Annotated in this window: 11 protein-coding genes, 1 tRNA gene and 1 pseudogene; 7 read left to right on the top strand and 6 right to left on the bottom strand. The window is 72.9% G+C overall.

Going from position 1 to position 12,344, the window contains the following annotated elements; genetic code table 11:
- Positions 1-108 (bottom strand): annotated as a pseudogene (locus ACIRS1_RS28520) (ABC transporter ATP-binding protein); the annotation flags it as partial.
- 391 nt (positions 109-499) lie between these two features.
- Between ACIRS1_RS28520 and ACIRS1_RS28515 the strand changes: the two are divergent.
- From ACIRS1_RS28515 to ACIRS1_RS28505, 3 genes are all read left to right on the top strand, one after another.
- A tRNA-Leu gene (locus ACIRS1_RS28515) sits at positions 500-581 on the top strand.
- A 139-nt stretch (positions 582-720) separates the two neighbouring features.
- Positions 721-1,593: a Bax inhibitor-1/YccA family protein gene (locus ACIRS1_RS28510; RefSeq protein WP_402844832.1), complete on the top strand. Its 873-nt coding sequence runs from the start codon at positions 721-723 to the stop codon at positions 1,591-1,593.
- A 101-nt stretch (positions 1,594-1,694) separates the two neighbouring features.
- Entirely contained in the window at positions 1,695-2,078 is a 384-nt protein-coding gene (locus ACIRS1_RS28505) for a hypothetical protein (RefSeq protein WP_360210962.1), read from the top strand.
- A 122-nt stretch (positions 2,079-2,200) separates the two neighbouring features.
- On the opposite strand, the gene ACIRS1_RS28500 is transcribed toward ACIRS1_RS28505, so the two are convergent.
- The 3 genes from ACIRS1_RS28500 to ACIRS1_RS28490 all read right to left on the bottom strand — a co-directional run bounded on the left by ACIRS1_RS28500 (position 2,201) and on the right by ACIRS1_RS28490 (position 5,816).
- Positions 2,201-3,148: a hypothetical protein gene (locus ACIRS1_RS28500; protein ID WP_402844829.1), complete on the bottom strand. Its 948-nt coding sequence runs from the start codon at positions 3,146-3,148 to the stop codon at positions 2,201-2,203.
- 290 nt (positions 3,149-3,438) lie between these two features.
- Positions 3,439-4,659 carry an acetyl-CoA C-acetyltransferase gene (locus ACIRS1_RS28495; RefSeq protein ID WP_360210958.1) on the bottom strand — a complete coding sequence of 407 codons (1,221 nt, stop codon included), beginning with the start codon at positions 4,657-4,659 and terminating at the stop codon, positions 3,439-3,441.
- A gap of 62 nt (positions 4,660-4,721) precedes the next feature.
- Entirely contained in the window at positions 4,722-5,816 is a 1,095-nt protein-coding gene (locus ACIRS1_RS28490) for an SGNH/GDSL hydrolase family protein (RefSeq protein WP_402844826.1), read from the bottom strand.
- 256 nt (positions 5,817-6,072) lie between these two features.
- Here ACIRS1_RS28490 and ACIRS1_RS28485 point away from each other — a divergent pair, with 256 nt between their 5' ends.
- From ACIRS1_RS28485 to ACIRS1_RS28475, 3 genes are all read left to right on the top strand, one after another.
- Positions 6,073-7,473, top strand: a complete 1,401-nt coding sequence (locus ACIRS1_RS28485) for a cystathionine beta-synthase (protein ID WP_360210954.1) — start codon at positions 6,073-6,075, stop codon at positions 7,471-7,473.
- A 435-nt stretch (positions 7,474-7,908) separates the two neighbouring features.
- On the top strand, positions 7,909-8,247 hold the full coding sequence (locus ACIRS1_RS28480) for a hypothetical protein (protein ID WP_360210952.1): 339 nt from the start codon (positions 7,909-7,911) through the stop codon (positions 8,245-8,247).
- A gap of 183 nt (positions 8,248-8,430) precedes the next feature.
- The gene (locus ACIRS1_RS28475) at positions 8,431-9,720 is read left to right on the top strand and encodes an Ig-like domain-containing protein (RefSeq protein ID WP_360210950.1); all 1,290 of its coding nucleotides are present in this window, start codon (positions 8,431-8,433) and stop codon (positions 9,718-9,720) included.
- Between the two features lie 65 nt (positions 9,721-9,785).
- On the opposite strand, the gene ACIRS1_RS28470 is transcribed toward ACIRS1_RS28475, so the two are convergent.
- Both ACIRS1_RS28470 and msrA read right to left on the bottom strand, forming a co-directional pair.
- Positions 9,786-10,148, bottom strand: a complete 363-nt coding sequence (locus ACIRS1_RS28470; RefSeq protein WP_360210948.1) for a cupin domain-containing protein — start codon at positions 10,146-10,148, stop codon at positions 9,786-9,788.
- Positions 10,149-10,274: 126 nt separating this feature from the next.
- Positions 10,275-10,940 (bottom strand): peptide-methionine (S)-S-oxide reductase MsrA, encoded by a 666-nt coding sequence (gene msrA, locus ACIRS1_RS28465; RefSeq protein WP_402844823.1) that lies wholly within the window; start codon positions 10,938-10,940, stop codon positions 10,275-10,277.
- A 189-nt stretch (positions 10,941-11,129) separates the two neighbouring features.
- On the opposite strand from msrA, the gene ACIRS1_RS28460 reads away from it, so the two are divergent.
- Entirely contained in the window at positions 11,130-12,284 is a 1,155-nt protein-coding gene (locus tag ACIRS1_RS28460) for a cystathionine gamma-synthase (RefSeq protein ID WP_360210944.1), read from the top strand.
- The last annotated feature ends 60 nt before the right edge of the window (positions 12,285-12,344 follow it).

Below are 12,344 nucleotides of genomic sequence, written 5' to 3'. Positions count from 1 at the left end.
GTCGAGGGCGACGACGCGGGTCTCCCCCTCCCCGTAGACCTTGTTCAGGCCGGTGGCGCGGGCGGCCGCCCGGCCGGTGCGGACGGCGGTTGCGGTCGACGAGGTCACGGGGGTGCTCCTTGCTGGTGGCGGGCTGTGGGTGACGCGCCGGGCGTCTGTACGGCGGGCTGCCAGGGGCGTCCGGCCGTAGCACCATGCTCCGCTGCGTGATCATGGTTTCTCGTCGCTCCGCCGGACGGTTGGCCTGACCGCCGCTGGTTGTACGGCCAGGTGACGCCCTCCTCCTGCGGTATGACGCCGACCCTGAGCCCGGGGCGGTGGCCGGAACCGGTGCACTTCGTGGCCGAATCGCGGACTGTTCGTCAGATGGCAAGGAAACATGACAACTTCCCTGGCTGGGAACATGCGAAAGAGTGAGGCGGGCGACTAGGCTCAGGGGTGGCCCGCACCGGGGCGGAGCGTTTCTCCTCCGGCCGGTGGCGCGGTCAGTCCACAGGACGCCCGGATGGTGGAACGCAGACACGGGCAGCTTAAAACTGCTTGGCCGCGAGGCCGTGCCGGTTCGAGTCCGGCTCCGGGCACCGCTCGACTCGCGGGGGCGCCGACGGCGTCCCCGCCGGGAGTCGTCCAGTGATCCTCCTCGCGGCGTATCCCGATATTTTTGCCAAGCCATTACCCTGGTGGCTGGGCGGTGCAGTGCCGCCACGGAGGGAATGAGCAATGAGAAGCAGCAACCCGGTCTTCTCGCGGGAGGGGTCCTTCACCCGCGAGCCCGGCTACGCGGGGTTCGGTACCACCGCTCAGGCCGGGGGCCAGTACGGCACCAACCCGTACGCGGGGACCCCTTACGCCCAGCAGCCGCAGGGCCAGGGCCCGCTGACGGACGAGCAGCTCTACCAGATGTACAACGGGCCGTCCGCCGGCCCGGCCGCCACCGGGCGGATGACCCTCGACGACGTGGTCGCGCGCACCGCGATGACGCTGCTGACCCTGGTCGCCGCCGGCGCCGTCGCCTGGTTCGCGCTGCCCTTCGAGAACTTCGGGGTCGCGATCGGCGCCAGCCTGGTGGCCATGGTGGTCGGCCTGGTGGTCTCCTTCAAGCGCAGCGTCAGCCCGCCGCTGATCCTGCTCTACGCGGGTCTTGAGGGCTTCGCGCTCGGCGCGGTCACCCACGCCTTCAACACCATCTGGCCGGGCATCGCGATCCAGGCCGTGCTGGGCACGGCCGCCGTCTTCGCGGCGATGCTGTTCGCCTACAAGAGCGGCCGGATCCGGGTCACCCCGCGGTACACGCGGATCGGCATCGCGGTCGCGATGGGCTTCGTGCTGCTGCTGTTGGTCAACATGATCGCGATGGCGTTCGGTGCCGACATGGGTCTGCGCTCCGGCCCGCTGGGCATCGTGGTCGGCCTGATCGGCATCGGCCTCGGCGCGTTCTTCCTGTCGCTGGACTTCGCGGCGATCGAGGAGGCCATCGCCCATGGTGCGCCGCAGAAGGAGGCCTGGCGGGCCGCCTTCGGGCTGACCCTCTCGCTGGTCTGGATCTACGTCGAGATGCTGCGCCTGATCGCGATCCTGCGGGGCGACGACTAAGGGTCCCGCCCGTCGCGAACCACTGCCGCCGGGCCCCCGGAGCTCCTGCTCCGGGGGCCCGGCGGCGTCGTGCCCGCCTCCTGGCCCCTAGGCTCCTTGCCATGCATGACGTACAGCCCCTGGACGGACAGCCCCTGATCGACGCCGTGGACGCGCTGGCGGACCGCTTCCGCTCGCTGCCGCAGAGCAGGCTGCTGGGCGCCGTGCCCGGCCACGAGTCCCGGGCGGCGGCCGCGCTGGCGCTGGCCCGGCGGCTGGCCGCGCTGGCGCTGGCGGTCGAGGGCGGGGCGCCGCGGGACTTCCCGGACGCCGGGGCGTTCGCGGTGGGGGACCAGCTGGCCGTCGCCGGGCACGACCTGGCGGCCGCGCTCGCGGCGCTGCCGGCGGAGGCCGGGGTGTCGCTGCCGGAGGGCCCGCGGGCCGCCTCCGCGGTGCTGGCGGAGGCGTTGGCCGCGGTGCGCGGGACGACGGAGCTCTGCGCCTAGGAGCCGCCGGAACCGGCCTCGGCGCGCTGCGCGCCCCGGAGCCGGACAGGCCGAAGGCCGGCCGGGTCGGTAACCCCTTGACCCGGCCGGCCTTCGTCGCTGCTGCTGTCGTACCGCTGCGGTCAGATGCTGGCGACCACCCGGTCGGCGAGCACGTAGACGGCCTCGTCGTCGGTGGAGAAGGTCAGCGAGTACGAGCCGGAGAAGCGCGAGCCGCCGAGCAGTCGGACGTGCTCACCGGCGCGCACCGCGTCGATCAGCCGGTAGGCGGCCTCCCGGTCGCCCGGGGCCACGCAGAGCGTGGTGCCGTCGGCGAAGGCGTAGACGTCGAGGGTGCCCAGCGGGCCGGGTCGGACGTCGACGAGGGCGACGGCCTCCTCGGCGAGGGACGCCAGGCGGGTGTCGGTCCACTCGCGGGACGGCGCCTGACTGGGGACGAAGTCGGGGTGCGAGGGGTGGCGGCGCGGGTCGGGCGCGGCGGCCGGGGCGTCCTCGACGACCGGGTCGGTGTCCAGCAGCCCGGCCTCCAGGCCGGTGGCCAGCAGGTCGGCCTCGCGGCGGGCGCGGGCCTCCCCGGCCACCTCGGTGGAGCCGGCGCCGGCCGGGTGGCCGGGGCGCAGCGGCGATCCGCCGTCGACGCCGGGCTCGGCGGGGCCGCCCTCGTTGATGAGGTCCTCCAGCGCGGAGCGCAGCGCCTCGCCGAACTCCGGGTCCATGGTGCCGGCGTTGTCGGCGGCGTCCTGCGGGCCGGTGGGGCGGGGGAAGAAGAGGGGCCATTCGTCGGTGCCGGCGAAGACCCCGGTGAACGGCGAGTCGAACAGTGGCGCGTCCTCGGCCGCGCGGGCCTCCTGCTCGGCCCAGAAGGCCCGGGCCTCGGTGATCTCCCGCTCGCGGTCGGCGGCGAGGGCCTCGGTGACGGCCCGGCGTATCGCGGCCTCGTCGACCGGTGCGGGCGCGGCCTCGGCCGTGGCCTGCGCGTCCAGCCGGCGGGAGAGCCCCCGGAGGTGGAACAGCACGGCGGTCGACACGGCGATCAGGGTCAGCAGCAGGATGGTGTAGACGGCGCTCACGGAACGTACTCCTAGGGAGGAGCGGAACGGGGTTACGTCTCCACACTGCCGCATGGGGGGCTGTTACCGCAGTGGCGAATGTCTAATTTGTCCGAGACTTTCGCTCTTGTCCCCAAATTGTTAGGTAACACCGTTCTACGCAGTGGAGTTGATCCGCTCCGCAGTGTCGATTTCCGGACCGGAAACGAACGGAAAGAGGGCCGGATCGACCTCGCGGTGTGATCCGGCCCTCAATTACTCTACGTCACTCCAAATGGGTGGTCCAGACCCTTCACGGGGTCCGGCGGGGGTCAGCTGAGGCGCTCGATGACCATCGCCATGCCCTGGCCGCCGCCGACGCACATGGTCTCCAGACCGAACTGCTTGTCGTGCCACTGCAGGGAGTTGATCAGCGTGGTGGTGATCCGGGCGCCGGTCATGCCGAAGGGGTGGCCGACCGCGATGCCACCGCCGTTGACGTTCAGCTTGTCCAGGTCGATGCCGAGGTCGCGGTAGGACGGGATCACCTGGGCGGCGAAGGCCTCGTTGATCTCCACCAGGTCGATGTCGTCGATGGTCAGCCCGGCCCGCCGCAGTGCCTGCTTGGAGGCCTCGACCGGGCCGTAGCCCATGATCTCGGGGGAGAGCGCGCTGACGCCGGTGGACACCACCCGGGCGAGCGGGGTGATGCCCAGCTCGCGGGCCTTGGTGTCGGACATGACGACCAGCGCGGCCGCGCCGTCGTTCAGCGGGCAGCAGTTACCGGCGGTCACGGTGCCGTCGGGGCGGAACACCGGCTTCAGGCCGGAGACGGCCTCCAGCGTGACGCCGGCGCGCGGGCCGTCGTCCTTGCTCACCACGGTGCCGTCGGGCAGCGTGACCGGGGTGATCTCGCGGTCCCAGAAGCCCGACGCGATGGCGGCCTCGGCGAGGTTCTGCGAGCGGACGCCGAACTCGTCCTGCTCGGCGCGGGTGATCCCCTTGAGCGCGGCCAGGTTCTCGGCGGTCTGGCCCATCGCGATGTAGGCGTCCGGCAGCAGCCCGTCCTCGCGCGGGTCGTGCCACTCGCCGCCACCCTCCTCGGCGCGCTTGGCGGTGCGGGCCTGGGCCTCGTCGAAGAGCGGGTTCATGGTGCCCGGCAGGCCGTCCGAGGTGCCGTTGACGCTGCGCGAGACGGTCTCCACGCCGGCCGAGACGAAGACGTCGCCCTCGCCCGCCTTGATCGCGTGCAGTGCCATCCGCGTGGTCTGCAGCGAGGAGGAGCAGTAGCGGGTGATGGTCGCGCCCGGCAGGTAGTCCATGCCCATCTGGACGGCCACGATGCGGGCCAGGTTGTGGCCCTGCTCGCCGCCGGGCAGGCCGCAGCCCAGCATCAGGTCGTCGATCTGCCGCGGGTCGAGCTGCGGGACCTTGGCCAGCGCGGCCTGGATGACGTGGGCGGTCAGGTCGTCGGGGCGGACGTCCTTGAGCGAGCCCTTGAAAGCCCGGCCGATCGGCGAACGGGTGGCGCTGACGATGACGGCTTCGGGCATGGCGGGCTCCTCGCTGAGTGGCGGCGGACGGACGTCCGGGAGGAAAGTTACCGCCTGGTAGATCAGGCGTCACCCGTAGCGGCGTGTGAGCTGGCCGACGTGTTCCCGGCGCCCGGTGCGCCGCCGCCGGCGGTGTCCGCCAGGGGCTCCCCTGCGGCGCCCGCAGCGGGCTGGCCGACCCGCAGCCGGTGGCGCAGCAGGGCCCAGCGGCGCCCGGCGCCCTCCGCCTCGACGGCCGCCACCTCGGTGCCCGAACGCCCGGCCGCGGCCGCCGCGGCCACCGCCACCGGCAGCACCCGCCCGCCCGGCACGGGCGCCGTCGGGCGCTCCTCCTCCGGCCACAGGTCGAGCGCGGCGCAGACCGAGGGCAGCACGGCCATCGCCGCGGTCGCGTAGCCCTGGGCGGACGGGTGGTAGCGGTCGGCGGCGAACATCTCCGGCCGCGCCGCGAACTCCGGGCCCAGCAGTGAGCCCAGCGAGACCGTCCGCCCGCCCGCCTCCACCACCGAGATGGTCTGCGCGGCCGCCAGCTGGCGGCTCAGCCGGCGGGCCACCCAGCGCAGCGGCGGGCGCACCGGCTTGATCGTCCCGAGGTCCGGGCAGGTGCCGACCACCACCTCGCAGCCGTTCGCCCGCAGCGCCGCCACCGCCTCGCCGAGGTGGCGGACGGCCAGCTGCGCCGGGCTGTGCCGGGTCACGTCGTTGGCGCCGATCATGATCACGGCGACGTCGGGGTGGTGCGGCAGTGCCTGTTCCAGTTGGCCGGAGAGGTCGGCGGACCGGCCGCCGGACCGCGCCACGTTGACCAGCCGGACCGGGCGTTCGGCCACCGAGGCCAGGCCCGCGGCCAGCAGTGCGCCCGGGGTCTCGCGGGAGCGCAGCACGCCCAGGCCGGCGCCGGTGGAGTCGCCGAGGACGGCGAGGACGAGCGGGGGCTGCGGCGCGGCGGTGCTGTCGGCGAAGGCCTCGCCGTAGACGCCGTCGGCCTTGGGAGGGTCGCCCTCCAGGACGCCGATCGCCTGGACGGCGAGCTTGCTCTCGGTCAGCAGCACGCCCACCAGGCCGACGCCCAGCAGGCCGAGCCCGCCGCCGCCGTACGCCGCCGCGGTGGCGATCCGGCGGGCCACCCGGGCCCGCGAGTCCTGTGCCCCTGGCATCCGCTGCCCCCTTCGCGTCCTCGTGCCGCCCCCTCCGGGGCCGCGGCGGTGCCTGCACACCCCTCCTACCCGCCCGGGGGCCGGGGCTACCTGTCGTGCTCGGCCATTGGTGGGACCGGTCAGGCCGTGCCGCGGGGGCGGGGCCGCGGGGCCGGGCGCGGGGCGGCCGGGGCGGAAGGGCGGGCTGGGGCGGTCGCCACGCCCTAGGCTTTGCAGTACCGAATGCACTCGCATGCCCACTACCGGGAGGACCCCCGTGCGGTACCACAACTCCATCATCGACCTGGTCGGCAACACGCCGCTGGTCAAGCTGAACAAGGTCACCGAGGGCATCAGCGCGACCGTGCTGGCGAAGGTCGAGTACTTCAACCCCGGCGGCTCGGTGAAGGACCGCATCGCGATGCGCATGATCGAGGCCGCCGAGGCCTCGGGCGCCCTGAAGCCCGGCGGCACCATCGTCGAGCCGACCTCCGGCAACACCGGTGTCGGCCTGGCGATCGTGGCCCAGCAGAAGGGTTACAAGTGCATCTTCGTCTGTCCTGACAAGGTGTCCACCGACAAGATCAACACCCTGCGCGCCTACGGCGCCGAGGTCGTCGTGTGCCCCACCGCCGTGGCGCCGGAGCACCCGGACTCGTACTACAACGTCTCCGACCGGCTCGTCCGGGAGACCCCGAACGCCTGGAAGCCGGACCAGTACTCCAACCCGGACAACCCGGCCTCGCACTACCACTCCACCGGCCCGGAGCTGTGGGAGCAGACCGACGGGCGGATCACCCACTTCGTGGCGGGCGTCGGCACCGGCGGCACCATCTCCGGCACCGGCAACTACCTGAAGGAGGTCTCCGGCGGCAAGGTCAAGGTGATCGGCGCCGACCCGGAGGGCTCGGTCTACTCGGGCGGCACCGGCCGGCCGTACCTGGTCGAGGGCGTCGGCGAGGACTTCTGGCCGACCGCCTACGACCGCGGCGTCGCCGACGGGATCGTCGCCGTCTCCGACAAGGACTCCTTCCAGATGACCCGCCGCCTGGCCAAGGAGGAGGGCCTGCTGGTCGGCGGCTCCTGCGGCATGGCCGTGGTGGCCGCGCTGGAGGTCGCCAAGGACCTCGGGCCGGACGACGTCGTGGTGGTGCTGCTGCCGGACGGCGGCCGCGGCTACCTGTCGAAGATCTTCAACGACGACTGGATGGCCGACTACGGCTTCCTGCCCTCGGCCACCGACGAGGCGCACATCGGCGAGGTGCTGGGCCGCAAGGAGGCCATCGAGCAGGGCGGCATCCCGCAGTTCGTCCACATGCACCCGAACGAGACCGTCGCCGAGGCGGTCCGGGTGCTGCGCGAGTACGGCGTCTCGCAGATGCCGGTGGTCTCGCCCGGCGCCGGCCACCCGGACATCATGGCCGGCGAGGTGATCGGCTCGGTGGTGGAGAAGCTGCTGCTGGAGGGCGTCTTCGCCAAGGAGATCGAGCTGACCGACACGCTCGACAAGGTGATGTCCAAGCCGCTGCCCGTCGTCGGTTCGGGCGAGACGGTCACCAACCTGATGACCGTGCTGGAGAAGGACGACGCCGCGGTGGTGCTGGTGGAGGGCAAGCCGCAGGGCATCGTCACCCGCCAGGACCTGCTGGGCTTCCTGACCGGCCGCGCCGCGCACTGACCCGCGGTCAACCCGCGCCGCTCCCGGCCGGTTCGCCCACGGGCGAAGTGGTACACCGGCGTCACCTGCCCGCATCACGTGGTTAACAACGGTCCGGCATCGTTGTGGTCAACGGCGAGACGCCGAGCGAGGCGGCGGTGACCGTCCGGGAGCGGCTCCCCGGCGGACGCGGTCGGCTCGGGGCGCGTCGGACGGTCCTGACCCGGTCCGTCGTGCCCGCCCTCCGTCCGGTCCGCCGGGCGAGGGGCCCCTCCGCGGGAGGCGCCGTCGTCCCGCCCCTGCCCGGCTGCGGCCGGTCGACAGGGTGTGGCGGCTCCCGCGGTGCACCAGCGCCGCACGGCGCGTCTCCGCGGCTCCCGGGTGGGGGAGCCCAGGCGGAGAACGGCAGGGCCGGCCCTTCTCCGAGGGGCCGGCCCTTCCCGTACGCTCGCACGCATGACCAGCACTGAAACGACCGGCCAGGACGCCCCGCGCTACGTCCGGCTCAAGATCGAGCTCATCGCGGAGATCACCGACGAGGGCGCGCTCAAGGCGGCCGCCCTGAAGCAGGTGACCGAGGACGAGTACCTCGACGACGACGAGCGCGCGCAGTCCGTCGACGCCATCGAGGTGGACCCGTCGGGCTCCCTCGCCCACTTCATCGACCCGGTGGCGCTGCTCGGCGACGTGCCCGGTGTCGAGCTGGCCTCGGCGACCTGGGAGTCGGCGCAGACCGAGTTCGACCCCGAGAGCGAGGAGTGGGACGAGTACGTGGTGGAGGAGTCCGCCGAGTAGCGGCTCGCTCCCTCACGCCCCGTGAACGCCCGGTCTGCCCCGCAGGCCGGGCGTTTTGTCCCTGTTTAGAGGGAAGTTGGGTCATCTCATACGATCGCTTACCCTTCGGTGATGGAACCGTGAACGGGCGGATTGCGTTTCTGTATCCATAAATGCCCGGGATGATCAGCAGGGAGACGCGACGTGACGGCACGGGACGGCCAGGGACGCACAGGCGGAGGGAACTGGAGCCGGCGCGGTGTGCTCGCGGGCCTGATCGGGGCCCCCGTCCTGCTGTTGGCGGCCTGCAACGACACCAAGGACACCGGAGCGGCGGGGTCCGGCGGTTCCGGTGGCTCCGGCGACGCCAGCCCGGGCGGCACCCCGGGCGGCGGTAGCGCCAGCAGCGCCCCCAGGACCTCCGCCGCGGTGATCACCGTCACCCCCGCGGACGGCTCCACCACAGCCAGCTTCAGCGAGCCGGTCAAGGTCACCGTCGGCAACGGCACCCTGGGCACCGTCAAGGTCACCGACTCCACCGGCAAGGAGCTGGCCGGCCAGCTCGCCGCGGACGGCAGCTCCTGGACCTCGGCCGCCGCCCCCGCCAGCGGGACCAAGTACACCGTGGTCGCCACCGCCCAGGACAAGGACAAGCTGGAGGCGGACGCCAACGCCACCTTCACCACCGCCACCCCGGCCAACACCTTCGTCGGCTACTTCACGCCCGAGGACGGCTCGGTCGTCGGCGTCGGCATGCCCGTGTCGATCAACTTCAGCAAGCCCGTCACCGACCGCAAGGCCGTCCAGCAGGCGATCACCGTCACCGCCGAGCCCGGCGTCGAGATCGTCGGGCACTGGTTCTCCAGCACCCGCCTCGACTTCCGGCCCGAGGACTACTGGGCCAAGGGCACCAAGGTCACCCTCAAGCTCCGGCTCAAGGACGTCGAGGGCGCCAAGGGCGTCTACGGTACCCAGTCCAAGGACGTCCGCTTCACCGTCGGCCGGGCCCAGACCAGCGTCGCCGACCTCGGCGCCAAGACGCTCACCGTCACCACCGACGGCCAGGTCAGCGCGGTGTACAAGATCTCCGGCGGCGCCCCCGAGCACCGCACCTGGGGCGGCAAGATGGTCATATCCGAGCAGTTCCAGCAGACCCGGATGAACTCCCAGACCGTCAACCTGGGCAGTGAGTACGACATCGCGGACGTGCCGCACGCCCAGCGGCTCACCACCTCGGGCACCTTCATCCACGGCAACTACTGGTCCTCGCCGTCGATCTTCGGCGGCCAGAACACCAGCCACGGCTGCGTGGGCCTGCGGGACGCCCAGGGCGCGCAGGACAGCGGCACGGACGGCTACAAGTTCTACAAGAGCTCGATCGTCGGCGACGTCGTCGAGGTCGTGAACTCCGGCGACAAGACCGTCGCCCCCGACAACGGCCTGAACGGCTGGAACCTCGGCTGGGCCGAGTGGAAGGCCGGCAGCGCGGTCTAGCCGTCGATCGGCCGGTCGATCGGCAGACGTCCGGCCGGGCCGCGCGGCCCGGCCGGTGCCCCGGATCAGCGCTTGGCGTAGTCGGCGAAGCCCTGCCAGTCCACGACCACGCAGGCCTCGTCGCCCAGGATCCAGGCGTCGTGCCCGGGTTCGCAGATCATGAAGTCGCCGGGGCCGAAGTCCTCCTGCTGGCCGTCGTCCATGACGATCCGCATCCGGCCGGACACCACGTACCCCAGGTGGGCCGCCTGGCAGCTGTCGGTGCCCGCGATCGGCTTCACGTGCTTGGACCACTGCCAGCCCGGCCGGAACACGGCCCGGCCCACCGGCCCGGCGTCCAGGTTCACCAGACGGAGCTCCCCGGTGCCCTCCTCGAAGGGGCGGACCTCCTCGGGCGAGTCGAAGCTCTTGCGGACGAGACCGGACATGGCGCACTCCTCTCCACGGGAGCGGCCCGGCCACCCACGAGATGGCCGGGCCGCCCGTGCTGGCCCTTCCAGTCTCCTCCCGGGCCGGGCGGCGGACACCTCGGGTGGCCGCCGCCCCGGGAGCCGTCAGTCCCGGACGCGGGCCACGCCGATCGGGCAGGACGCCCCCGTGCCGCCGAGACCGCAGTAGCCGTTCGGGTTCTTGGCGTCGGACAGGTACTGCTGGTGGTACGGCTCGGCCGGGTAGAACGGGCCGGCCGGGGCGAGCTCGGTGGTGATCGGGCCGTAGCCGAGCGCGGTCAGGGACGGCTGGAAGGCGTCCCGGGTGGCCGCCGCAGCGGCGGCCTGGGCGGGCGAGTGGGTGTAGACGGCGGAGCGGTACTGGGTGCCGACGTCGTTGCCCTGGCGGTTGCCCTGGGTCGGGTCGTGCGCCTCCCAGAAGGTCTTCAGCAGCCGCTCGTAGGAGATCGCCGCGGGGTCGAACACCACCCGGACCGCCTCGGTGTGCCCGGTCAGCCCGCTGCACACCTCCTCGTACGTCGGGTTCGGGGTGTAGCCGCCCTGGTAGCCGACCAGCGTCGTCCAGACGCCGGGCAGCCGCCAGAACGTCCGCTCGGCGCCCCAGAAGCAGCCCAGCCCGAAGTCGGCCACCTCCAGACCGTCCGGGTACGGGCCGGTGAGCGGGTGGCCGAGGACGGTGTGGGGCTCGCGCAGCGCGAAGGCCGGCGACTCCCGGCCGGGCAGCGCCTGGTCGGCGGGGACGAGCGAGGTCTTGTGGCGGTTGAACAGCACGGCCTGCTCCTGCGGGGTAGGGAGGGTTGCCCACCGTTCAACGCGCCGGCCCACCGTCGGATTCCGCCGGCCCGCTCCGCCGTGCGCCGGCGCGGCGGCGGGCCGGCGGCGGGCGCGGACGGGCCCGGTGGGGCGGCCGCCCGACCGTTCCGGGGGGCGAACGCGCGTACGGCCACTAGGCTCGGACCCATGACCGAGCACCAGCTTCCCCAGGGCTTCGAGACCCTCGCCATCCACGCGGGTCAGGAAGCAGACCCCCAGACCGGGGCCGTCGTCACGCCGATCTACCAGGTGTCCACCTACAAGCAGGACGGGGTGGGCGGCCTGCGGGGCGGCTACGAGTACAGCCGCAGCGCCAACCCGACCCGCACCGCGCTGGAGGAGTGCCTCGCGGCGCTGGAGGGCGGCGCCCGCGGCCTCGCCTTCGCCTCCGGCCTGGCCGCCGAGGACACCCTGCTGCGGACCATCCTCAAGCCGGGCGACCACATCGTCATCCCCAACGACGCCTACGGCGGCACCTTCCGGCTGTTCGCCAAGGTGCTGACCCGCTGGGGCGTCGAGTTCTCCGTCGCCAACACCCAGGACCTGGCCACCGTCCGCGCCGCGCTGCGCCCCAACACCCGCGCGGTCTGGGTGGAGACCCCCTCCAACCCGCTGCTGGGCATCACCGACCTGACGGCGCTCGCCGAGATCGCGCACGGCGCCGGCGCGCTGCTCGTGGTCGACAACACCTTCGCCAGCCCGTACCTGCAGCAGCCGATAGCGCTCGGTGCGGACGCCGTCGTGCACTCCACCACCAAGTACATGGGCGGCCACTCGGACGTGGTCGGCGGTGCGCTGGTGCTGGCCGACGCCGGGCTGGGTGAGGAGGTCGCCTACCACCAGAACGCGATGGGCGCCGTCTCCGGCCCGTTCGACGCCTGGCTGGTGCTGCGCGGCATCAAGACCCTGGGCGTCCGGATGGACCGCCACAGCTCCAACGCGGAGAAGGTCGCCGAGCTGCTGGCGAGCCACCCCAAGGTCAGCCAGGTGCTCTACCCCGGCCTGGCCGAGCACCCCGGCCACGACATCGCCGCCAAGCAGATGAAGGCCTTCGGCGGCATGGTCTCCTTCCGGGTCCAGGGCGGCGAGGAGGCGGCGGTCGAGGTCTGCAACCGCGCGCAGCTGTTCACCCTCGGCGAGTCGCTCGGCGGCGTCGAGTCGCTGATCGAGCACCCGGGCCGGATGACCCACGCCTCGGTCGCCGGTTCGGCGCTGGAGGTGCCGGCCGACCTGGTGCGCGTCTCGGTCGGCATCGAGTCGATCGACGACCTGCTCGCCGACCTCAAGCAGGCGCTGGGCTGAGGCCCGGCGGGTCCGGCCCCGGGGCGCCGCCCGGGGGCCGGGGCGTGTCCGGCCCGGGGG

Source organism: Kitasatospora sp. NPDC101176 (genome assembly GCF_044768035.1).
Classification (GTDB): Bacteria; Actinomycetota; Actinomycetes; order Streptomycetales; family Streptomycetaceae; genus Kitasatospora.
The sequence above is the reverse complement of the archived record's forward strand: the minus strand, read 5'-3'. Positions and strand labels throughout refer to the sequence as shown.